Raw genomic sequence first — 23,808 nt, forward strand, 5'->3', positions numbered from 1 at the left:
ACGCATGACGCACAAACCATAAAATGGAGTTTATGAAGCTAAGACAAAAAATCATTGTATTTGCCACTGTGCCGCTTGTTCTGGCACTTTGCATCATTGCGTTCACTGTCTATCACCATGCAACGGAATTAAGCAAAGCTCAGCAAGAGGTCATTCAACCGGCTTTTCGTGCCAGCAAGCAGGCGGAATTGAAGAGCTACGTGACGCTGGCCAGGCATTCGATCGCCCATCTTTATGAATCGGGGCGCACCGATACTGCGGCGATGGAGGAGGCCAAAGCCATCCTGACGCGGCTGGATTACTCGGATGATGGTTATTTTTTTGTATACGACCTCAAAGGCACACTACTTGTTCATTCACGCAGGCCGGAGCTGATCGGTCGCAATCGCCTGGATTACAAGGATGTTAACGGCTATCCGACCATCCAGAGCCTGATCAGCCGCGCGAATGAGGGGGGCGGTTATGTACAGTACGCAACGGAAAAACCAACCACTAAATTACCCGCCATCAAGCTCACCTATGTAATTCCCCTGCCGGAGTGGGGATGGGCGATGGGGACGGGGATTTATCTCGATGATGTCGAGAACGCATTAGCCACAGTTGATACCCAGGTGTCGAGCAATAATTTCGATACCATGCGCTGGATTGGCGTCATTGCATTTCTGGGGGTGGTCCTGGTGGTTGTTTCCGGCCTGGTGCTGAGTATCCGCGAGCGCCACGCTGCGCGAGTGGAGGAACAGATCAGATTGGCGGGCGAATTGCACGACGACATCTGCCAAAGGCTGGTATCAGCCACATTGCTAACCAAAACAGGTATTATCCAGTTGGGAATACCTGAGCAGTTCATGCAGGCGCAGCACATGTTCGAGCGCGCGGCGGCCGAACTGAATAAAATCCTCAGGGACACTCGCAACCTGGGCCTTGGACTTTATTCGGACACAACCGGCTTGATGCCGTCGCTCCGTCAGTTGGCTCGTGATATGCAAACTGGCTCGACCTCTATCGACTTCACCGCAGTGGGCAATACAGAGGATCTATCCGCTTCGGTTAATGAAGTCTTGTTCCGGACTGCCCAGGGAGCACTGAGAAATGTCATGGAACATGCCGCTGCCAACCAGGCATGGATGCGGCTGGAAGGCGGCAAGCGCCGGGTGGTGCTCACCATCCGTGATAATGGCACCGGCTTTGATACAAGCCGGCTCGACACCGAACCAGAATTCGGCATGAGTTTGCGTAATATGGAAAAGCGGATGGAAAAGATCGGCGGGCACCTGGATATCAATTCTACAACCAGCGGCACAACGATAACCGCCACCGCTCCTATATCTTTATTACGCTACTTGTTCAATTATTTCTTTCCAAAGCCATGATATACGGTCAACCCATCAACATCATGCTGGTCGATGATCACAAGATGATATTAAACGGGTTACGAGGCCTGCTGGAAACACAGATGGCTTTTCGAGTGGTTGCGGAGGCAGCTGGCGGGGAGGAAGCCCTGCATAAGGTAAACGAATTACACAAGGCAAACGGTAAGGAGGCAATACACCTGGTGGTGACCGATCTGACGATGCGTCGCGGAACTATCAACGGTATCCAATTGACCAAAAAGCTGCTCGCCGACTTTCCCGCTTTACGCGTTCTGGTATATACCATGCACGATGAAGAAGCGTACATACTTCAAGCAATCCAAGCGGGTGCGTGGGGTTATGTAATGAAAGACGAGGATACGGCAGTAGATCCTGTCATCGAAGCAATCCATAGGATCGTTAAAGGCCACAAAGTCTTTCCTCTGGTGCTGAAACCCGAAGAGCATCTGACTCCGACCGAACGACAAGTCCTATGGCTTCTTGGCGATGGGAAGTCCAATGCATATATTGCTGCCAAGCTCCATGAAACCAGTATAACTAAGCGCACCGTGGAAAAGCATCGCTCCAATATCTGGGATAAATTAAAAGAATATTTGTCGGAAGAAGACAGCGAGAATCCAACGGTTCTAATAAATATTGCCACAAGGTATAGAGATCGCTGTCCCTTCCCCATCATCATTGATGCGAAAATGAAGGATAGATCCTCTCGCTAATTATTTTGGCGAGTGCACGCCTCGTCTTTGATATCACCATTGCCCTTTCGCTGCTTGGCTGTTCAATAGCTGACTCGGCATTGAGTAGGCTATCGAACGCATCGGTTAGAATTGAGACACTCTCGTAAATTATTACGGCGCACACTAACGGATAGCCTCGATCGTCGATTAGCGACCAACAGCATGGTTTATATCTTTGGGTACAAACACGACTGCGGATATCTGTGTCGTGCGCTTTTTATTGTTCGCAATGCTTGACATTGAGAACCCCGGCGCAGAAAGCATACGTATCGTGGAGTCTTCCGCTTCCACATGCTGCCTTCTGCGCGTTCGATAAAAAAACGGGGCGACCTTTTTATTCTTTCGTGCTCGTCACCGCCTGTGCCACGCCTTCCGCAAATCCATGCTCCACGTCTTCAATCGATGTGAGGCCGCCATAGACTCCACCCCATGCGAACGTCTTGTCGATATCGAATTCGGAAACTTTCGTGCGCTCGGGCAGCAGGAATACGGATGCTTTGGCATCAATATGGATTTGCCCAAGGCCGACAAGCATGAATCTGGCGAAAGCATTGCCTTTTTCATATCGTGTCAACAATACCGCAATCTCATACTCACGCTTGCCCGAGGAATCGGGATTCTGCAATTTTTGGATGTCGATCTTTCCCAGGATGTTTCGGGCTAGCCGCTGTTTCTCATATTCGTCGATAAAAATACCCTCTGCCGCTTCTATTTTCACATCGGCGGTGTCGTTCGTATCCAGGCGCTGGTCCTTCGGCAATGCTTGCCTGAATGCCGCATTAGGGGATGTTGTCGCGCACCCGGAAAGCAATAATCCGGCACCTATCGCTGCCAGGAGACCAGCCCGCAATATCTTGATTGAATAGTACATTTTATTGATATTTCCTTTTTTAAGTTAAAATATTCGTGTTCATCAGCCGGTGCATTTATTTCTTCAACACCGTAACTTGATCGACCCTGTCGTCCTTATCGTATGAAACCTGGTAAGCCATCTCATCACCGTTGAAAACCGCTTCCGCAGGTGTGCCGACAACCTCCCACAAACCCAGCGTTGCTACATCGGCAGCGCCATGAAACGACGCCCTGCCGGCTTTTACCCCGGTGCTGTAACCCTGGATGAACTTGAAAACCTCATATTTCCTGCCATCCCTCGTCTCCGATACGGCAGGAGGACCAAACTCACCCAGAAGCATATTTCTTGAAGTGCCTGACCTGAACAAATCCACATTCTTCTTGTCGGGTTGCTTCGCCGCCATTAAAACCGAGCATCCAGAGTTGAAGATCAATACAGGCGCGAGAAGAAATACTGCCAATAGCTTATGTGTCATGATTTTAATGTTCTCGAGAGTTAATGACGAATGTGTATGAATCCGGGCTTTCCTTTGAAAGAGGAGCGCCACTCGTGTTACGATAATTCATGTAATTGTGTTTAAAAGTGGCTATAACAACGAAGCGGTATATTCAAGTTGGAAGCACATTTTCCCGATGGCAGGAACAGCTTCTGAACTCTATTTCTTCACCAATACATCGGCCTCGGAAAAAATCCGCCTAGCGATATCCTCCAGTTCGGAAGGTCCCTCATCGCCATAGTTGACGCATTTTTCATAGCTGGCCGCGGTAAAGCAGATCCGCATGCCGCCAGCGTCCAGAAGGTGGAGCGCAGCCGTTTCGACAGTTCCCCCATCCTTCAGGAACACAGAATATCGGTTGGTATAATCATCTGGCATGTCGAAGAAATGAATCCTGTAGAACTCATTCATCAGGGCCAACAGCTTCGTCACCTGGTAGGTGAATGGCATGATTTTTCCGTCCCGCTCCAGCGTTGCGCTACCGGAACCGGACAAGCTGACCCGTTGAACCGGAAAGGCGGCGTTGCCGGGATGACGGGTCAGACGGATGTGGACGTCGTCGATACGATAGGTCAATGGCGGGGCGCCCGATTCAGGATTACGTTCCGCAGCCATGGCCGCAGGCACCCCAAGGCACGCGATAACGATCAGCAGAGTGCCGGCAAGGAATTTGTTCGACGTACGAATGGAAAAGCCTTGCTTGAGCTTGAACCCGGCGAGGAATGGCGCATTCCCAAGCTCGCATTTTGAATTAACCCATTGGTCCGTATCGACTTTGTCGGCTTTGGCTATCATTTGACTCACTCCGCTGGAAAATTGCTGCCGGCAGTTTTAACCGGCAAGAAATTCGGGACCCGCTTTCGGGTCCCGAGTTGTTTAGCCCATCGTTATACCGGATGCACGGCGACGTACAATCGCTCCCAGAACAGCCAGACCCGCAAGCAGCATGGCGTAAGTTTCGGGTTCCGGCACGACCGCTACATAGCCGAGATCCTTGAGAATGCCGACTTCGACTGCGCTGTAGTCGCGCATCTGCGGGCCTGTGTAGGTGGCGGGTGACATCAGCGTTCCTTCGATGCCCGGCATCCGGTCGTCCAGATGAGAAACACTGCTGCCTGGTTTCCACTCTTTCTCTGTATAGAGAGTGACCAAAAAACCGCCATTAGCGGCCACGGCGTTAGTCCCATTAAAGAACAGACCCTCGGTGCCGCCTCCGCCCCAATTGCCGACACTGCCGGTATCCCACGCCGCCTGATTCAGCGCAAAAGTATCCGGATCGATGATCGGATTGTCGTTCTTGTCGACAATGAAGCTGGCAAACGTGCTCCAGCTTCCATCTTTTGTGCCTAATATGCTCGCCCCGGATTGCGTCATTACCGGGCTGAAACCGAGCGTATGGGTAAATTCGTGATACAACGTACCGTAGAAGTCGTATGTGCCTGGATACCATCCCCATCCCCAAGCGGGCTGCGTATTGAAATCAGGTTCCCAATTTGCACCAAAATTGACGTTTACCACGCCATCCGCATCATTGCCGTTCAGATCGATTCCAGTCTGAAGCTTGGTCTGGACAACCTCTCCAAGATTGAATCCCGCACTGCCCGGATTGGTAAAGTAACTGCTTGCCGACGCCAATGTCATGCTGTCAGGATCATTTTGCGCCTTCGCGGTCAGCACGATCATGGCCGAATTGCTGAAATGGCTGCCGAACATGCTGGAGAAATTGTTGGCTGCCGTGCTTAGGGCAGCTTGCCGGCTCGCTCCGTAGATGGGATCAAGGAATCCGGTTCCCGCGGGATCGCTATATTGAAACTGGAAGGTGATGCCTGCATATGCCGCGGTTCCCAATGACAGACAACTTGCCAGCAGCCCGCCGTGTAGCGCCGCGTGCACGATGCGCAACGTCTGATTCCGTTTCTGATGTATCATGAAAATCTCCTTAGGTTGGGGTTCAAAAAAAAACCGGTTAACCGGTTTTGCATCGGCTTCATTTCCTGCTCAGTTGAACTGTAGCTATGTCCACCTTCATCCGAATCCGCATAATTACGTCTAAAAGCTACGTAAAAATACGTATCGCGGGTTTTACCAGTGATCCATCTCGATCCTAGCAACACCTTCCCACCCGTCCGTCATATCGTGTCGCCTGGCATTCCCGAAAGAATTCCTGATAGGACATAGGTGGTTTATCGGGATGTTTGCTGCGCATATGCGCAACGTAGGTACTGTATTCAGGCACGCCTACCATCAAACGCAGGCTTTGCCCGACATAACCTGTCATTCTCAGTAATCCGGCAAGTGCGCTAATTTTTCGACTGTCGATCTTATTCAGCATGGTTTCTGTTCCTTATCTTTCGGGTAAGGTGGGAAGGCCGGTGAGTGGCGGCGGGCGCGGATAATAGTTCGAATGGCGCTTCCTTGACGGTTGGTGCGTTCGTACCGCGCGCGCGTATCACCGTTTGAATACCGAATGCCAGCAAGCTGATCAGCACCAGCATGAAGAGGCCTGTCAGCGACGCATTGACATAGTCGTTAAAGATCACCTGTCGCATCTGCTCCATCGATTTGGCCGGCGCAAGAAACATCCCACATGCGGATGCCTCCTTGTATTGGTCGGCATGTGCCAGAAACCCGATGCGCGGATTCATGTCGAATATCTTTTGCCAGGCGGCGGTCAGTGTGCAGACCAGCACCCAGGTTGCGGGAACGATGGTGACCCACGCGAAGTGGTCGTGCTTCATCTTGAACAAGACACACGTACAAAGTATCAGCGCGATGCCGGCCAGCATCTGATTAGCGATGCCGAACAGCGGCCACAAGGTATTGATGCCACCCAGGGGATCCACTACTCCTTGATATAGGAAGTAACCCCAGCCGGCGACACAAAGCGCAGTTGCGATCAGGCTGACAACCACTGAATCGTGCTTCATCAACGGGATAAATTCGCCGAGCAAACCCTGCAACATGAAGCGTCCGGCCCGCGTGCCGGCGTCGACCGCCGTGAGGATGAAAAGGGCTTCGAACAGGATGGCGAAGTGATACCAGAACGCCATCATGGTTTGCCCTCCGATTACCTCGGAGAGGATTTGTGCCATCCCCACCGCCAGAGTGGGGGCGCCGCCGGCACGGGAAATGATGGTGTGCTCGCCCACATCTCGTGCCGTCTGCGCAAGCATCTCGGGGGTGATATAAAAGCCCCATTGCGAGATCGCCTGCGCCGCGGACTCCGCTGTAGTACCGATGATCGCGACCGGGCTGTTCATGGCGAAATACACCCCGGGCTCGATGGTGGAGGCGGCGATGAGGGCCATGATGGCGACGAACGACTCCATCAGCATGGCGCCATAGCCAACGAAGCGGATATCGCGCTCATTGCTTATCATCCTGGGCGTGGTCCCGGAAGCGATGAGAGAATGGAAGCCCGATATCGCGCCGCAGGCGATAGTAATGAACAGGAAGGGAAACAGGCTTCCCGACCAGACCGGGCCGGACCCGTCCACGAACTGGGTGAAAGCCGGCATCCTGAGTTCGGGCGAAATGAAGATGACGCCAATTGCCAGACCAACGATGGTGCCGATCTTGAGGAAGGTGGATAAATAGTCGCGCGGCACCAGGAGCAGCCAGACCGGCAGCACGGAGGCAACGAAACCGTAGCCGATCAGCAGCCAGGCCAACTGCTCGCCCGTCAGGGTAAAGAATTCCGCCAGGGCGGGGAATTCCGGCAGATATTGCCCTGCTACTATCGACAGCATGAGCAGGACAAAGCCGATCATTGAAACTTCGCCGATGGCGCCGGGGCGGATGAAACGGCTGTAAACCCCCATGAGCAAGGCAATGGGAATGGTGGCCGCAACGGTAAAGGTACCCCAGGGCGATTCCGCCAGCGCCTTGACCACGATCAGCGCCAGCACCGCCAACAGGATGAGCATGATAAAGAATGTGCCGAACAGGGCGATCATGCCCGGGACCTTGCCCAGCTCCAGCTTGATCAGTTCGCCCAGCGACCAGCCATGCCGTCGCGTGGAGATGAAAAGCACCATGAAATCCTGCACTGCGCCTGCAAACACCACACCGATCAGCAACCACAGCATGCCGGGCATGTAGCCCATCTGGGTGGCCAGAATCGGACCTACCAGCGGACCGGCACCGGCGATGGCGGCAAAGTGATGCCCGAACAGAACATAGCGGTTGGTGGGTACGTAGTCCTGCCCGTTGCAGTGTTTGTGCGCCGGAGTCATGCGGGTGGCATCCAGTTGCAATACCCGGCGAGCGATGAATTGGCTGTAGAAGCGATAGGCGATGGTATAGAGACAGACGGCGGCGATTACAATCCAGATGGCACCGATTGGCTCATTGTGCTGAAGGGCGATGACAGCGAACGCCCCGGTGCCCAGACCAGTAATTACGAACCATCCGGCCTTACTAACTAATCTGTTCATTGTCTTTCTCCTAAGGCTTCTCGGTTATCGACCTAGAAATTGCCTTCCACCCAAGGCTGTTGCCAGAGGTAAACGGCAGCACAGCAAAATTAAGTGTTGGCGGCAGCACTCATGCGATACGCTTTGCAACGACGTCATGAATGAATATGTGGAAATCTTGCCTGAATAAAACCGAAGGAAATAGAAGGTGCTTATGCGTACTTAATATTACGTACAGATTTACATGTACCTAATATTGGGTACAGATGTAGGCCGAGAGGTCTTGATACAATGACAATATGAGGCTAAGACAGAAGATTATTTTATTTGCGGTTGCGCCACTTGTTCTGGCGCTCTCCGCCATTTCGCTGACCGTTTACCATCAGGCGACATCTTTGGTTCAGCAAGAGCGGGCGGTTATCAAACCCGCCTACCTTGCCACCAAGGAAAGCGAGCTGAAGAATTACGTGGCATTGGCAACGCAAGCCATCTCTCACCTGTATGAGTCAGGCAAAACAGATGCGGCTACCAAAGACGCAGCCAGGGCTATTCTGGCAAAGCTGGAATATAGTGAGGATGGATATTTCTTTCTTTTTGACCTGAAAGGAACGATGCTGATGCATCCCAGGCTAAAAGAATCGGTCGGCAAAAACATGTGGAATCTTGCGGATCCCAACGGGAAGATGATTATCCAGGATCTGATCCATATAGCCCGAGCCGGGGGTGGTTTTTACGACTATGTCTGGCCAAAACCTTCCGCAAACAGTAATGATCCCAAGCCTAAACGCAGCTATGCCATCGAGCTTCCTGCATGGGGCTGGATGCTGGGAACGGGAGTTTATCTGGACGACATTGACGACGCGTTGGCGGAGGTCGACCAAAAAGCATCGAACAATATCACCAACACCATGCTATGGATATTGGCAATTATGCTATTGAGTTTACTAATGGTCATTCTTGTCGGTTTGGCTCTGAATATCTGGGATCAGCGGGATACGCTGGAAAAAGAACGTATGCGGTTCGCGGGGGAGTTGCATGATGGCGTCTGCCAAAAGCTTGGAGCCATCAAATTGCATATCGAGGCACTTATAAAAAAACTAGCGGGACCACCTCAGGATATGTCCATAACGTTAGACATACTGGAAGAAACGACAGGAAGATTGTATGAGGTTAATGATGAAGTACGTGGCATCGCACGCGGACTTTACCCGGAAATTCTGACAGACCTTGGCCTTGAATCAGCGCTTCGACAGCTCACTCACGATTATCTCACCACCCCAATCGATTTTTTTTCTACCGGCGACGTGAATGGATTATCGGACCCTGCCAATCTGGCGCTGTATCGAATGGCTCAAGAGTCATTTGAAAATACCAGGAAGTATGCAGTTGCTAATCGAATAATGCTGCGGCTGGAAGGAGATGAGCGTTATGTTACGCTGGCCATCATAGATGATGGTATCGGCTTTGACGTGAGCAAGTGCACTAGCGACTCAAGCCGTGGCATGGGGTTGCGCAACATGAGGCGAAGGCTGGAGGATGAAGGGGTTGATGGAAAGCTAACTCTCCGTTCTTCACCGCAAGGCACCACTGTGATGGCTAGAGTACCCCGCAAACCTCGTAATACTTTTTTAATTAATTTATTCCCATGCAAAAGAAAATAAATCTGCTTCTCGCCGAAGACCATAGACTAGTGAGCGATGGTTTGAAAAGCCTCATAGCAACCGAACCCGATCTTCACGTGGTTGCCACGATAGAAAACCCAGAAAAAGTGATAAGTTTTTGCCATGCTCATTCTGAGCTTGACGTGATATTGATGGATATTCGTTTCGAACATTACCCACATCTCAATGGGCTAGAGTTGACCAAGCAGATCAACCAAATCAAAGCAGAATTCCCAAAAATAAAGGTAAAAGTATTGGTATGTAGTGTCAACGAAGATGCTGCTTATATCCAGAGGGCCAAAGAGGTGGGGGCGAGTGGTTATGTGTTTAAAAATGACTCACCTGAATATATTTTTTGTGGGATCCGTGAAGTAGCGAAGGGGGGAGAATTCTGGCCACTGATTATTGATGATTTTGATCTTGATCCTCTACCTAAGCCAACTCCAACCGAGATGGAGGTATTGAAATATCTCGCGATAGGAATGCAATCTGACCAAATCGGGATTGAGCTTGCGATGCTGGAAGCTACAGTATCTACTCACCGCCGCAATATCAGGCAAAAATACAGAATCAATACTCCGGGAAAACTGACCCTCTTTGCTAAAAAATGCATGGACATTTATGGTACTCCTCCGGATCAGAAATTGTCTGAAGAATTGACCAAGCTCACGGATGAATTCAAGAAACAGATCAAGGAACGGATCAAGGAACAGACCAGCATGGCGGTTGAATCTGCTGACGAAATAACCGTGGAGATTAAATTCCCTGACAGAATAGGAGAGTTCAATAATGCGACCAATAGGGCCTTATCCCGTACCGTTGAGGAAGCCTTTAGAAATATCAGGCAACACGCTTCTGCACGCAAGGTTTCTATTCACCTGACCGAACTCAATGCTTCATGGATCACCCTGACTATTTGCACTGAAGGGAAGGGTTTTGACGTGGCGCATATCAGCAGCGGATCAAGCGGTGGAATAGGCGCTCTTGAAAGAATACTGGCAGCGATTGGTGGAGAACTGGCAATTAATTCTTCGCCTGTTAGCAGCGCCATGATTACAGCTACCCTTCGGCGCACGGCGCAGCGATAATAGAGGTCCGCTCGTTTTCCATGAGTCGGTTATCATACTGGGAACGCTGGGACGCCGAATAACAACATTTTGATCTATACGCTGGATTCGTCGTCAACCTGAGTTTATTAAAACCTCATCAGAGATACCTCAGATTCGAGAGACGAGCCAATCTCATCTGGCTGACGAGGGGAAAAACTTAAAGGGGAGAGCAAATCTCACTCCGCAATCTTTAGAAATTGCCCGGAGTGAAATGCACAATCGTTCCCATAAGAATACTTTCGTAATCTTCCGTAATTCACAGGACGATCCGATATCGTCAGGGGCCAGGGGATATCCAAAAAGATAGAGCAGGCGCAACTCATCAATATAAAGCGATCGAGTGGCCGCCGTACCTTGAGGGGCTGCCTCATGTTCGCACCGTGCCGGTGCAGTGGAGTCGCTGGGATGAATGGGGCAATAAATGACGCTCTCTACCAGCTTGGATGGGCTCAAGCTAATCGCTCGCACGGATACTCTTAACTACATTCGCGTCAACTTTAGCAGTTCCGTTTTCACCGGATAGCTTTTTACGGACAAGGGCTGTATTTTCATATAAGACGCCGAACGTTAGCTTTAGCAATAAACAAACGGCGCAAATAAAAACAAGAGGGAAAATTTAAACATTAGGAGAAAAATATGAACGTAAGAACCAAATCTCTACTAGTTGCTATGTTTTTTGGAGGATCGGTTGCTACCGCAACCGCTGCTCCCACCATTCTCGATATCACGGCAAGCGGGCCAGGCTTAGGATCATTTTCTCTGAACAGCAAAGGAGAAGGCTTTGGATTAATTGATTTTTCATCGACATTTGCCAGTGCGGACCCGATAAGATACACCTTTACGGTAGGCCACTCCGAAACCGGTTTCTCCTCCTACGATGTGGTGGAGGATATAATAAATGGGACCTCTACACCGTTTACAGGGCTCCATCTGCGAATAATCGAACCTGGAAATGTCCCCGCGAACAGTATTGTATTTACCAGTTTTGACGCATCCGATGAGGATCTGGGGCCAGACTTCACTTCCGACTTTACGCTCGATTTGCCATCTCAGAGCCAACCCGCACCTTTCCAGCCGACTGGCTCGCACAATCTGAATTTCACAGGGACGCTAGCAGCAGGGGCAACAGCAGAGTCTGGATACTTCAACCTGAGCACTTTCGATCCTGGTGCCGGCAATGCCTACACTTTTTCAGTGATACAAACACCGACGGTCGGAGTGGTTCCGGAACCTGAAACCTACGCAATGTTTTTGGCTGGCCTTGGCTTGATGGGCTTTATTGTGCGTCGCCATAAGACCGCTTAGGCAGTGATCCTGTGCCACAGAGGGTAAACGTCCCTTTGTGGCTTTTCGTTTTTGATGACTTAACTCTTCCCGGCTTTGTTGCCTCTCTGATTGCGTTAATGTTCTTTTCAGAAATTGTGTGCTTGAATAGCTGCCGGTACACGCTTTGACATTCCTCGTCAGTTCTTCCCAAACGTAATGCTCCCAACTCTTGCACTGATTTTGGAGCTATATCCCTATTCCTGCCGGCTCCCTTTCCCCCTGTCTTCTGACACCTCAATTTTCTGAGTTGAACAAGCTCCTATGACCTCTATACCGGTCGTCCCGAGAATCCAGCGAAGCGATATTGCCACGGTTTATCGCACAGTACTCAAGAGAGCGATGCCAGGTAGTGAGCCAAGAAGCATTCGCTAGGCGGGAAGACTTGATTAAAGGAATTTAAATACGCTTGCTGCATCGCATACTCTGAATCAGAGAACCGTTTATCATGCTAAAACTCAAAAAATTGGGCAGTTCCTTTCATATTGACGATCGAATAGAGTTTTTGCGGTCCTGGTCCTAGCAGCTTTGGGCCACCAATTGTTGTTGGATTTGTAACAGTAATTCCGGGCACCTTGATACCTATTGGAGTATTACTCTGAGGCATGGAGAAGTGGTTCCGTTTGTTTGAACAACACCTTGAATATTTTAAGTGGAATCTCTGCTGATTCTCACGCTGCCAGTTCGACTGTCGGCAGCATCACGGCATAAGCCTCATCAGGCGTTTTCTTGCCCAGGCTCGAATGTGGCCTGGATCGGTTGTACCAATCCATGTATTGCATAATTGATGCTCTGGCTTCAGCGATCGAGTCATAGGCATGCAAGTACACCCGCTCGTATTTCACCGATTTCCACAGGCGCTCGACGAACACATTGTCCCTCCAGGCGCCGCGCCCGTCCATGCTGAGGTTGCAGCCCTGTTCCCTGACGGCTTGCACGAACTCCTGCGCGGTGAACTGGCTGCCCTGATCGGTATTCACGATCTCCGGCTTGCCATGGCGATGGAACGCCTCTTGCAGCACATCGACGGCATGGCAGGCTTCCAGCGTGATCGCTACCTTTGCGGCTAATACCCGGCGCGAGGCCCAATCCACGACGGCGGTAAGGTAGATGAAGCCTTTGGCCATTGGAATATAGGTCGAATCGAGCGCCCAGACCTGGTTGGCCCGGTTGATGGCGAGGCTGCGCAACAGGTAAGGGTAAATTTCATGGCCGGGGTGTTTCTTGCTGATACCCGGTTTTCTGTAAAGCGCCTCAATGCCCATACGCTTCATCAATGTGCCAACATGCTTGCGTCCAACATCGAGCCCTTCCCGATTGAGTTGGTCGCGCAGCATGCGCGCGCCCCATGAACGGATGTTCCAGGTGCAATTCGTCAATGCGGCGCATGAGCGCCAGATCCGTGGCACTGACTGGTTTGGGCAGATAATACACGCTGCCTCGGCTGATGCCGGCCAACCGGGCCTGACGGCTGATCGGAAGTGCGTGGTGGACGTCTATCATCGCTTTGCGCTCAGCAATCCCACCTTTGTGAGCGCACCTTCTAAAAAATCATTCTCCAGTGTCAACTGCCCAATCTTGGCGTGCAACACCTTCAAATCAACCGGTGGCTCCGCCGCAGTGCCGCCTCCGCCAAACACGTCGACCGCCCGTTCGCTCAGTTGCCGTTTCCACTCGGTAATCTGGTTGGGATGAACTTCAAACCGCTGTGCCAGTTCGGCCAGCGTCTTGTCACCAGCCAGCGCTGCCAGTGCCACTTTGGCTTTGAACGCCGCTGAGTGCGTCCGTCTTGCTCTTTTTGCCATTTCTCTGCTCCATATCAAGGCCCCACAGGGACCATCAAAAGGTAGCAGATTTTCCACTTATGGATTTGTTCAAATTCTTGGGGCCACTTCTGCCAAGACTGGCTCCAGCACGCTGACGCTGAGCGGTGTCGGGAAGAAGTAAGGCCAACACGCCCCTCATTCATGAACCCGTCCGGCAGGTATAGGGGGTTGAGAGTGTATGATCAAATGTATTAGCGGTGCATGGTTCACGTCCGACTGGAGCGCCAAGATACGCAGTACTCGGGTCCGCGGAGAAAGTGGAGCAGCTTTCCCGGGCATCTTGGCCTTGACAAGGTAATTGGAGATGGGCGCATAATGTTTCGCGTTACATCGAAAAACTGGCGACCATGGAGAGTTCGGCAAGCGCGATATCTGATAAAACAGAAGTAAGGCGCCTGGATACGATTGAATTGAATAGTACGTGATTTGAGCAATGGCGAAGATCGGTGAATGTACGAAACGCGCCCGATCAGAATTCCGTACTACTAAGAAGGGGGATGATTCGGGCGGATGTCCTAGATGGACACGCTCCCGGCAGGAATGAATGGCAAGGTCCGGATCACATGAAACATTGAGCTCTAGAGAGTGCATGGTTTGTACGAATTTCGACAATCTTCGCAAGACCATACCCGCGGCAAATGGCTGTGGAGATCATCTGAAGACCGGAGATTCATGGGTACATCTTCCCGTGTGCGCCAGTATGGCCAAATCGGCTGCGAGCCATGATGAACGAAGTTTCCGGTAGCTTGCTCTCGTCGACGCCTGGTCAGGTGGACGACGTTTCCCCCAACGCGGTGGATATGTCGCTGCCTCCAAGTCTGGCATCGCGCCGCGATCAGATGTTCCCCAAGCTGGCCCCGGCAGAAATTGATCGGTTACGGCGTTTTGGTGAGGTACATACCTGGCAGCCGGGCGAATTATTATTCGAGGCAAGCAAGACCGGGCCCGGCATGTTCGTTTTGCTGGACGGGCACGTCCTGGTTACGCGCAAAAATTGCCTTGGAATCGAGGTTCCCATCGTTGAAAACGGACCGGGCGACTTCATGGCCGAAATCGGCCAGCTTTCGGGACGCCCTTCTCTTGTCTATGGACACGCGCTCGACGTGGTCGAAGCCTTGGTGATAAATTCACCTTCGTTGCGCGCCGTGGTCGTGGCCGAAGCCGAGCTCGGGGAACGAATCATGAGAGCCCTGATCCTGCGGCGTATGGGATTGATCGAAACCGGCGCAGGCGGCCCGATATTGATCGGCCCCGCCGACGGTGCAGGCATGGTGCGATTGCGGGGATTTCTTTCAAGGAACGGTCATCCTCATCTGGCGCTGGATCCAAAACTGAATAGCATCGCGAAAGACGTGATGAAGCTCCACGAACCGCGTCCGAATGAATTACCGTTGGTTGTCTGCCCCGATGGAACGGTCCTCAAGTGTCCCACCGAAAGGGAACTGGCGCACCGCCTCGGCTTGTATATCGAGCTGAGCGCTGACCGCATCTACGACGTTGCGATCGTCGGCGCCGGGCCCGCCGGCCTTGCGTGCGCAGTATATGCGGCATCGGAAGGGCTTTCCGTGCTGGTGCTCGACACCCTCGCATTCGGCGGCCAGGCGGGCGCCAGCGCCAGGATCGAAAATTACCTCGGTTTCCCGACCGGTATCTCCGGCCAGGCGCTCGCCGGACGCGCTTATGTTCAGGCGCAGAAATTCGGTGCTGAAATGGTAGTGCCCGTCGAAGTGACATCGCTGGATTGCACCTCTGTTCCCCACGCAATCAAGCTGGATTGCGGCACACGGATTTCGGCCAAAACCGTAGTGATCGCGACGGGCGCAAAATATCGGCGTCCCGCCATACCCGAACTCGAGAAATATGAAGGCCGCGGCGTCTATTACTGGGTGTCGCCGATCGAGGCCGCGCTATGTGGACAGGAAGAAGTCATACTGGTTGGCGGCGGCAATGCGGCCGGGCAGGCAATAGTATTCCTGGCGAACCACGCGGCGCATGTGCATCACCTGATTCGCGGCCCCGACCTTGCAAAAAGCATGTCGAAATACCTCATTGACCGCATTGGGGCACTCGCGAATGTTACGCTGCACCCGGAATCAGATATTGTTGCAATCGAAGGCTGCGAGGAAGGCGTGAGCGGCGTTCACTGGCGCCATCGCAAAGACGGCAGCATGCAGATGAAGTCTACCCGGCGCATATTCCTGTTCGTGGGGGCCGATCCAAACACCGGTTGGCTCGATAATTGCGGCGTGAAAGTAAATGATAAAGGATTCGTTTGCACCGGCCTCGATCTGTTACCCGCCGATTATGCGCGGTCGGCGTATTCGACGGACGGTCACCATCCCCTGCCGCTTGAAACGTCGGTACCGGGGGTATTCGCGATCGGCGACGCGCGTGCCAGCTCAACCAAGCGTGTTGCCGCCGCCGTGGGCGAAGGCGCCGCGGCCGTCGCGCAAGTGCATGCCCGATTGGCATCACAGAAAGCTATCAATAGAGCATAATCCGCGGCCGGACTGCCACAGCATGTCGACAATATATTAATCCGGTGCCATCCTGAATCTTCTGGCAGAAAAGGGCCTCTGGTCCCCTTCCCTTCTGTCGGCAAATCACTTATCCAATCAACTCGCGGCAAGCTGCAGGCGGATGAGAATACTCAACCCTCCATCCGGTTCATTTTTTGCCACAATTTCTCCACCATACAGCCGAATGGCACGATCAGCAATGGCCAGCCCGAGCCCATGTCCGCCGCTTAGACTATCTCTGGCTTCTTCTACCCTCACGAACGGCTCAAAAAGATGGGGTAACATTTTTTCGGGTACGCCGGGTCCGTGGTCCCGAACCTGAATAACGATGCCATTCGGATTACCTGCATCGGCCAGCATGCTTATTTCTACTGCCGTATCCGGTTTGGTGTACTTGATGGCATTGCGCACGACGTTTTCAATGGCGCTGCGAAGCAATCTGGTATTTGCCTTGACGCTGGCCGGAAAAGCGTTCTTCAGCTTGACTTCACAGTCCCTTGATTCCGCTTCGAATTGTGCATCATCGATAAGTCCTTCAAGCAGTTCACGTATATCGACCTTCTCGATATGCGCAGCATCCACCCCTGCTTCCAGGCGAGAGAGTTCAAGAAGTTGCCCGATCAATTCATTCAGCCGTTCTATCTCGGTTTCGATACGGTCAAGCTCTTTTTCCGCCTGACCGTTTGATCGCTGCCGGGCAAGGCCCAACGCGACCTGCAAACGCGCGAGTGGAGAACGCAACTCATGGGAGGCATCGCTCAGTAACTGCCGTTGCGCGCCAAATACCTTTTCGAGCCGTTCAGCCATTCTGTCGAATGCGCCCGCCAGATCCGCAATTTCATCGCGGCGGTTACCCATGGATGGGGCAACACGCTGGGTAAGATCACCGGCTGCAATATGCTGGGTAGCGCGGCGCAGCCGCTCGAGCGGAAAGGTCAGGTAACGGCTGAGCAACAGGCAAATCAGTGCACTTACCAAAGCTGCCACCGCCACGGGAAGTGCAATAACTCTTGGGCGCTGCAAGACTCTACGCAAGGTAATACTCTGGAAGTCGGGAACCATGCGGTAGGCGCTTCCATCCACCAACCGTATGGACTGCAGGTGGCGCGATCCTTTTCGTTCCATGCGTTCAGCGTGTTCCCGCCTTCGATCCAGTCTTGCAATGATATAAGCGGGAATCTCTCGCTCAAGCACATCCTGCCCTGTTTCATCTATGAGAAAAATGGGTATTGCTTCGCTGCGATCCAGATTTTCCAGCCATTCCTTGAGGCCTTCGATACCTTTCTGTTTTGCGGCTGCCTGGCCTTGATTGAAGTATTCCGACAGGCGTACGCGCATGCTGCCGATATCTTGTTGTGTTCGTGTATGTTCGAGATAACTCGAAGCAGCAAACATAACCAATGCAGAAAAGATAATCAGCGTAAGCCAGAACGACAGAAATATTTTCCAGAAAAGTCTGTGCACCGTCAGTTCCGTGAATAAATGTAGCCGACGCCGCGGACCGTCTTGATCCGCTCCTGGTCATCGGATAGCGGACCCAGCTTTTTACGCAGATTGCTTACATGCATATCAAGACTGCGATCATAACGGCTCAATTTACGCCCGAGCGCACGTTCGGAAAGATCCGCCTTCGACACCACATTGCCGGCTTCGCGCAACAGTACGCTCAACAGGCTGAATTCCGTACTGGTCATGGCTACGGGATTACCGCCGCACGTTACGGTACGTGAGCCAAAATGCATGACAAGGTCATCCAGCGCAATCTGATCAGGGTGTTCGTTTCCATTATGCAACTCACCTTGCGCCTCCGCTCTTCTCAGGATTGCGCGAATCCGCGCCACCAGGACGCGGGGATTGGATGGTTTGGCTAGATAGTCGTCCGCCCCGAGCTCAAGCCCGACGATACTATCGACGTCATCTCCGCGCGCGGTCAACATCAACACGGGCAGCAAGGACCGCACTCGCAGTTCACGCAATACATCGAAACCATTCCGCTTCGGCATCATCACATCCAGTATCAATAGATCATGCTCGTTAGCCAGCGCCTTGCTCAAGGCCATGTCGCCATCATAAGCCACGTCGACGCTGAATCCTTCTTCCGAAAGGTAATCGACCAGCATGCTGCTTAGTTCGATATCGTCATCCGCCAGTAGTATGCTCGCCATCCGTTTTCCCAAGTCAAGCTGCTGCAAATGCAAATAATTCATTCTGTTTTGAATATTGCCAAATCAGGGCGAACAAATATAGCGGCCTCTGGCTTCTTTACACAAATTTACGCTTCCTTAACCCTACTTGACATTGCCTGGCCTTATTCTTTGTTCAAGCCGTGAAGGTTCATGGCGACATTCGTTAACAACGCAATCAAGAGGACTTGGCAAATGAAAACAATCATGAAAATTTCGCTGATAGGTGGTTTATTAATAAGCAGTATCGCTTTGGCAACGCCGCAACCCGATGCGGATTCTAAAGATGGCGCGCGGGGATGTCATCACGGCGCACATGCAGGGATGATGGGACACGGCACGAAAGGCGAAGGGCGTTTCCTGGACAGGATGGCGGATTGCCTCCAACTTACGACGGAACAGCGTTCATCAGTTAAAGCCGTTTTGGAAAAGTCGAAGCCGCAAATGACAGCGATAAAAGAAAAGATGCGGACAAATCGCAAGGCGTTAAGAGAACTTGGACGAGATGGCGGCAGCGATGATGGCCGGGTACAAGCATTAGCGCGAGAGCGGGGTGACCTAGTGGCAAACCTGGTCATTGAGCGCAGCAAAATACGCAGTGATATTCAGCAGATTTTGACTGATACGCAACGGGAACAGATGAAACAGATGCACTCGAAGCACAAGCACGGTGGGCATGGCGGGCATGACGGACATGAGCATCACGATAAGGGATAAAGCGTAACGCTAGCAGCCTGTCGGACTTGAAGAATCGCAGCGAAAAAGTGACTGGGTGAGGGCAGATTTTGCGGATTTTGAAGGCCAATAGTTATTCTATTGGCCGAAAAAGCGGCGAAATATGAACCGCCCAGACGCTTTTGCAGCCGATTTCCTTTAAGTCCGCAGGCTGCTAGACAGTGGCTTGCCAAAGCGGCCACTGTCATTCACCGATCTGATTCATACTCTCCGCGCGAACTCATGAACAGGCGCCGACAGGGGCAGCGGGTACCGAAAGGACACTGGATCGATGCAACCGTACAGCAAACGCAATGCGCGGATGCGTTATAAGCGGTCACGCAGTTCCGTCACACCCTCTCTCCCCGCACAATGGTTACAGCAGAATATTACCCCGTTCTTTTCCAGACCATGACCTATGATTCGCACACCGCAATGCGCGCAGGTGGGAGCGAGCATCTGTATTGCACACTCGAAGCTATCAAAAGTATAGGTTTTGCTGGAAGCGATAATTTGAAAAGATTTGTCGTAGTCATTCCCGCACCCATCACATTTCGGCATGAAGCTCTCCTTATTGATGCCTGATAATTTCCGTTAAAGCGATTGATCGTCGAGGGTATACGGCAAGATCATTAGATCATGCCAAGGCATTAACTGCATCACGGCAAATGATGACGGAATAGCCCAGGAAGCTCCTTCTGCATTCACAATTTTCCAGAGGGTGAGTTTGGCGGGACGTGCATACGAACCTTCCGAGGGACGGCACAAAACCGCAGCATCTCATCTGTGGAAACAGATTGAATCCAAAGCCCAGGTTCTGGCTAGGGAAAACTTGAGCTGAAACTGAGCTCGTGGAGATAGCATTTCCCCGATAAATCCCCCTGGTTGGGTCAAGCGAGACTTCGGCGTTAAATTGTGGCATGTTCATTTCATCTCCCGCTGACAAGTTGACGAGTCTCGAAGTCTTGATGATCAAGCTCCTTTAATCAAGGCGTGGAGCAAGACCTCTGGCTCCCATCGGAACACTGCCGGAAACCGACACAAGGACCACAAGTCGGCGCTGGCGGAGTACATTGTCGGCGGCATGCAGGGCCGCACTGAAATGGTGGAATACCTTCCTGAATGCATTCGCGGAAGCATTCGGGAAAACAAGACGGATCGGAATCGATCTGTGCAGGATTTATAACGCCATCGGCTTGGTGGAGCATGCCGATCACGTGGTAGGAGTTGATTGCCTTGTGTAACGAAGCCTCAGCTGTAAACCCTGGGATGTTCATTATGCTCATTTGTCGCCTCCGGACTAGTGAGAAGGGTAGTGAAGTACTGCCGAGCCAGCCGTGAAGGCTCGGCAACATCCTCAAAATGTTGCACGAACCATCCCCCATGGTGGAATGGGGCATAAGGTGGCGTCACAGCTACAAACGCCTGACGCAGGATTGCAATCACAAAATAGTGTGCATCCCCGATTGAGATCTATCGTTCGTATTATTTGCGGGATTATCGCTGGGGAGCCACCAGCAAAAAAATCCTGCTTATTCTCAAAATAATTCCCGGCCTTTTTGTAGATTGACGATTCCGCAGTAAACCCTGGCATGTTCATGATTATCTCCTTTCAGTTGATGGGCAGTTTGATATCGGTTACCGATCGTAGTACGGCGACATCTTGGTGACGAGAAATGGAAATTCCTCGGTGGCATCCACGCGCACGAAGAACTTCTCGGTGAAATCGGTATTGCGATTGGTGTAAGAGAACACGACTTTTAAAATCTTTCGGGTGCTGCTTAATGATGATTGGATCACTTCGATCCCTGTCAGCGAATACTCATCGCCAAATTTTTCTGCCGCTTTGGTATAAATAGCCGGATAACGCATCGCCAGGTAGTTCAGCACCCGGTGCTCGTCGGTTGCACCGGCGTTGTCCGTCATTTGCATGATCCGGTCGAACAATTCCTCGGCGGCCGGACCAAATTGCTTATCAGTCATTTTCTCCGGCTTGGGAATGGCTTTTATAAGTGCATCACGGCCGAAAGAATAGATCTGGTCGAATACGATTATCGGCACCATCAAGCCGTTACACATTTCCGGTGGCGCAATGGGACCGCGCAAACCGATGACGACATCGATGTCATTGGGCGCGGGCGCCGGACGGATAGCATCCACCAGCATATCGATATCCGCTGGGTCCCGCGGCTGCAGCAGGTAGGTTTCCAGGCCCTGTATTGTCAGCACCCAGCACAGTTGGCGCACCAGGTACCGGTTCTCGCGCCGGGACAGAACAGCATGGAAGGCTTGCTGATCCGTCTTTCCGGCAGTGTCTGTACGTCCGGTCGCCTGGAAAAATTCCTTTTCCGCGGAAAGGTTCGGGAAGCGGGCCTCGACCCGGCCGATTGCATAGACATAAGAGACCACTCCGGTACCATTTGAACTCATGCCTCCAGTTCCTCCACAACCACAGCTCTCGCTCCCACCCTGGGGTAAGATTGCCATGGTTGAGCGAGTCTCAGGATAAAATGCGGTGTCCCGTACATCGTTCACCTTAACCGGCTGATCCATTGGTTGTTCCTTTTGCTGTTCCCTGGTTTCAGTTTGTTCACTCATATTGTTACTCCTTAAATAGTAGGGGTATTAATGATGTTCAAAAATCCGGAAAATCCAAGTCAAAAGATTCTCTTACTTCGGCGTCTGGATGAAACCAGTCAACGGTTGAGTGTGGTCGAACGCATTCGCAGCTCATTGAAAGAAAGATAGCACCGTGCCTGTTCCTATTTTTTCAGGGGCAGGACTGGCCGGGGCTTATGCATGCATCATCGCATCTCCCGCTTGCACAACTACCGCAGCACGTCTTGCCCCGTGGACAACAGCCACCACCACCCCCACCGCCACCCCCGCCCCCGCCAATATCAGGAATACAATCCCTGCAGAAACCGTATAGGCTTATTCCCAGGCAGCCGACCCAGCAAGCACCACAAGCCACGGGGCCAGCGAGGCAGGCACTAGTACATAAAACAACACATCCCGCTATCGCGCCTCCACATGTAATTTTTTTTATCCATCCACATCCTTGAGGCATCACAGCTGTGTTCCCATCACTTAGAAAAACCCCACCAACCGCGGACTGGTAACAATTGCTTGTCTGGTAGAGCGAAGTTTCCGCGGTAAATCCCGCCATGCTCATGATATTTCTCCTTTCAGGTAGTTAAGGCTACCGATCAGGTTCCGCCCGCTATCTGCGAGAGATTCCCTGCTCCAATATCCGGCATTTGTACAGGCTCGGGAGAAGCTGGGAAACCGCCTCCTCGCTCCCTTTAACCGGTCAGCCTATCGGCTGTTTCACTGCTTCAGCCTGCTATTTATACCGCCGTTCTTTATTTATGTATGGGTGAGGCTGCTAAGGATGTCAAGAAATGATGTCAAGAAATCTGCATTCAAGAAATTGCGCTACCTCGACCGGCGATGGCTGAAGACCAGCCAGCGGTTAAGTGCAGTTGCCCGGCTTTCACAGCCGCCACAGGGCTTTATTCCTAAATAAGTAGTCGCGCGCTTCACCGCATCGCCAAGCCCAATCTCCTCATCAGTGATAAATCCGGGCAGGCGTACCCGATGCGGCAGGGCTTGGTCTTTATCGGAAGCGCCGTCTCTTTCGCCTGGGTTGCTGCCTGGCGCATTTTTGCCGGGTACTTTTGTCATGCTGTTTATCTCCTTCAATTTGCAGTCAACAGGCTTTGGTAGGCCGCCGCGGCGTCCAGCAGAGGCGGAACGACCGCAGCTCGTCGCGGTGCGGAGGCTCTGGTGGCGGCAAGCTTGATTTGCGCCGCGGTTGCGGTGGAAAATTCCGACCACAGCAGGGCAATGGTGCCGGTTACAAACGGCACAGCGACGCTCGTGCCCCCCAGTGTGAGCGTTTGTCCCCCGGCGCCAAGGCTGGTAATACTGTCGCCAGGCGCGCTCAGGCCGCGCATGCCGATCGAACCGCCCAGGTTCGATTCGTTTATCGGCCGACCACGCAAATCGCAGGCCACCACCGGGATGACCCATGGATGACGCGTAATGGCGGAACTGCCCAGCGTGCCCTGGTTGCCCGCCGCCGCAATGATGAGTACACCACGCCTGAGCGCCTGGTTGAGTGCCTCTTCCAGCACCTGTTCCCCTTTGACGGAGGGCTGTGCCAGGGCGAGGCTCAGGTTTATGACGCGCGCACCCGCGTTGATGCACTCAAGAATTGCTGCTGCCAGTTCCTGGGGCGTTGCGCTGGGCATGTGTTCGCGCCCAAGAGTTTTCTCGCTGAAAATCGGGCGTATGAGAACAGTACAGTCGGGACAGATCGCGGGGGCAGCAGAGCCCCGCTTTGCGGACAGGATGCCCGCTATAAAGGTGCCATGCAGGCAAGCTGTGCTATTGGCCTGCGTGCAGGCAGCACCGTTCTGCCCGGGAATCTCGCGCAAGCGATCTTTTGCCAGATCGGCATGGTCGGTGAAGATGGGTCCATCGATGAGCCCGATTTTCATGTCCACGTTGCCACTGGTGCGTGCCATCAACGCGGTGAGCTTGACTAGTTCGGTAGGGAGCATAGCATTTATCTAGATATTCCCTATTTATTCCCTATTC

The 23,808-nt window shown here is 52.4% G+C and carries 18 protein-coding genes and 1 pseudogene; 7 read left to right on the plus strand and 12 right to left on the minus strand.

Features of this window, described 5'->3' with window-relative positions; translation table 11 throughout:
* The first annotated feature begins 32 nt into the window (after positions 1–32).
* Both BLP78_RS05545 and BLP78_RS05550 read left to right on the plus strand, forming a co-directional pair.
* Positions 33–1,370, plus strand: a complete 1,338-nt coding sequence (locus tag BLP78_RS05545) for a cache domain-containing protein (RefSeq protein ID WP_090457329.1) — start codon at positions 33–35, stop codon at positions 1,368–1,370.
* Positions 1,367–2,083 carry a response regulator transcription factor gene (locus BLP78_RS05550; protein WP_090457331.1) on the plus strand — a complete coding sequence of 239 codons (717 nt, stop codon included), beginning with the start codon at positions 1,367–1,369 and terminating at the stop codon, positions 2,081–2,083. Before BLP78_RS05545 ends, BLP78_RS05550 begins: the two co-directional genes overlap by 4 nt.
* Positions 2,084–2,438: 355 nt before the next feature.
* On the opposite strand, the gene BLP78_RS05555 is transcribed toward BLP78_RS05550, so the two are convergent.
* The 6 genes from BLP78_RS05555 to BLP78_RS05580 form a co-directional block, all read right to left on the minus strand.
* Positions 2,439–2,975, minus strand: a complete 537-nt coding sequence (locus tag BLP78_RS05555; RefSeq protein ID WP_090457333.1) for a hypothetical protein — start codon at positions 2,973–2,975, stop codon at positions 2,439–2,441.
* A 55-nt stretch (positions 2,976–3,030) separates the two neighbouring features.
* Positions 3,031–3,432, minus strand: a complete 402-nt coding sequence (locus BLP78_RS05560) for a hypothetical protein (protein WP_090457335.1) — start codon at positions 3,430–3,432, stop codon at positions 3,031–3,033.
* A gap of 180 nt (positions 3,433–3,612) precedes the next feature.
* Positions 3,613–4,248: a hypothetical protein gene (locus BLP78_RS05565; protein WP_090457337.1), complete on the minus strand. Its 636-nt coding sequence runs from the start codon at positions 4,246–4,248 to the stop codon at positions 3,613–3,615.
* Between the two features lie 81 nt (positions 4,249–4,329).
* Entirely contained in the window at positions 4,330–5,382 is a 1,053-nt protein-coding gene (locus BLP78_RS05570) for a PEP-CTERM sorting domain-containing protein (protein ID WP_090457341.1), read from the minus strand.
* A 175-nt stretch (positions 5,383–5,557) separates the two neighbouring features.
* Positions 5,558–5,731 carry a YbdD/YjiX family protein gene (locus tag BLP78_RS05575; RefSeq protein ID WP_090457518.1) on the minus strand — a complete coding sequence of 58 codons (174 nt, stop codon included), beginning with the start codon at positions 5,729–5,731 and terminating at the stop codon, positions 5,558–5,560.
* Positions 5,732–5,774: 43 nt separating this feature from the next.
* Complete coding sequence (locus BLP78_RS05580; RefSeq protein ID WP_090457343.1) at positions 5,775–7,889, minus strand: carbon starvation CstA family protein; 2,115 nt, start codon at positions 7,887–7,889, stop codon at positions 5,775–5,777.
* Between the two features lie 278 nt (positions 7,890–8,167).
* Between BLP78_RS05580 and BLP78_RS05585 the strand changes: the two genes are divergently transcribed.
* The 3 genes from BLP78_RS05585 to BLP78_RS05595 all read left to right on the plus strand — a co-directional run bounded on the left by BLP78_RS05585 (position 8,168) and on the right by BLP78_RS05595 (position 11,943).
* Positions 8,168–9,529 (plus strand): cache domain-containing protein, encoded by a 1,362-nt coding sequence (locus tag BLP78_RS05585; RefSeq protein WP_090457345.1) that lies wholly within the window; start codon positions 8,168–8,170, stop codon positions 9,527–9,529.
* The gene (locus BLP78_RS05590; protein WP_090457348.1) at positions 9,514–10,617 is read left to right on the plus strand and encodes a response regulator; all 1,104 of its coding nucleotides are present in this window, start codon (positions 9,514–9,516) and stop codon (positions 10,615–10,617) included. The genes BLP78_RS05585 and BLP78_RS05590 overlap by 16 nt, the downstream gene beginning before the upstream one ends.
* Before the next feature lie 657 nt (positions 10,618–11,274).
* On the plus strand, positions 11,275–11,943 hold the full coding sequence (locus BLP78_RS05595; protein WP_090457350.1) for a PEP-CTERM sorting domain-containing protein: 669 nt from the start codon (positions 11,275–11,277) through the stop codon (positions 11,941–11,943).
* A 689-nt stretch (positions 11,944–12,632) separates the two neighbouring features.
* Here BLP78_RS05595 and BLP78_RS05600 read toward each other — a convergent pair.
* Positions 12,633–13,766, minus strand: a pseudogene (locus BLP78_RS05600) (IS3 family transposase).
* Between the two features lie 743 nt (positions 13,767–14,509).
* On the opposite strand from BLP78_RS05600, the gene BLP78_RS05605 reads away from it, so the two are divergent.
* Complete coding sequence (locus BLP78_RS05605; RefSeq protein WP_256330100.1) at positions 14,510–16,285, plus strand: FAD-dependent oxidoreductase; 1,776 nt, start codon at positions 14,510–14,512, stop codon at positions 16,283–16,285.
* Between the two features lie 117 nt (positions 16,286–16,402).
* Here BLP78_RS05605 and BLP78_RS05610 read toward each other — a convergent pair whose 3' ends face one another.
* Together BLP78_RS05610 and BLP78_RS05615 are read right to left on the minus strand one after the other, a co-directional pair.
* Positions 16,403–17,770 (minus strand): ATP-binding protein, encoded by a 1,368-nt coding sequence (locus tag BLP78_RS05610; protein ID WP_090457354.1) that lies wholly within the window; start codon positions 17,768–17,770, stop codon positions 16,403–16,405.
* Between the two features lie 2 nt (positions 17,771–17,772).
* Positions 17,773–18,471, minus strand: coding sequence for a response regulator transcription factor (locus tag BLP78_RS05615; RefSeq protein WP_090457520.1), 699 nt, complete (start codon positions 18,469–18,471; stop codon positions 17,773–17,775).
* 213 nt (positions 18,472–18,684) lie between these two features.
* Here BLP78_RS05615 and BLP78_RS05620 point away from each other — a divergent pair, with 213 nt between their 5' ends.
* Positions 18,685–19,206: a Spy/CpxP family protein refolding chaperone gene (locus tag BLP78_RS05620; RefSeq protein WP_176752790.1), complete on the plus strand. Its 522-nt coding sequence runs from the start codon at positions 18,685–18,687 to the stop codon at positions 19,204–19,206.
* Positions 19,207–20,841: 1,635 nt separating this feature from the next.
* On the opposite strand, the gene BLP78_RS05630 is transcribed toward BLP78_RS05620, so the two are convergent.
* From BLP78_RS05630 to BLP78_RS05640, 3 genes are all read right to left on the minus strand, one after another.
* A complete protein-coding gene (locus tag BLP78_RS05630) occupies positions 20,842–21,801 on the minus strand; it encodes a cyanobactin maturation protease PatG family protein (protein WP_090457361.1) in 960 nt (319 codons plus the stop codon).
* Between the two features lie 840 nt (positions 21,802–22,641).
* Positions 22,642–22,890, minus strand: coding sequence for a hypothetical protein (locus BLP78_RS05635; protein ID WP_090457364.1), 249 nt, complete (start codon positions 22,888–22,890; stop codon positions 22,642–22,644).
* 14 nt (positions 22,891–22,904) lie between these two features.
* The gene (locus BLP78_RS05640) at positions 22,905–23,771 is read right to left on the minus strand and encodes a S8 family serine peptidase (protein ID WP_090457366.1); all 867 of its coding nucleotides are present in this window, start codon (positions 23,769–23,771) and stop codon (positions 22,905–22,907) included.
* Positions 23,772–23,808 lie beyond the last annotated feature (37 nt).

This window comes from Nitrosospira sp. Nsp1, from assembly GCF_900100985.1.
Lineage (GTDB): Bacteria > Pseudomonadota > Gammaproteobacteria > Burkholderiales > Nitrosomonadaceae > Nitrosospira.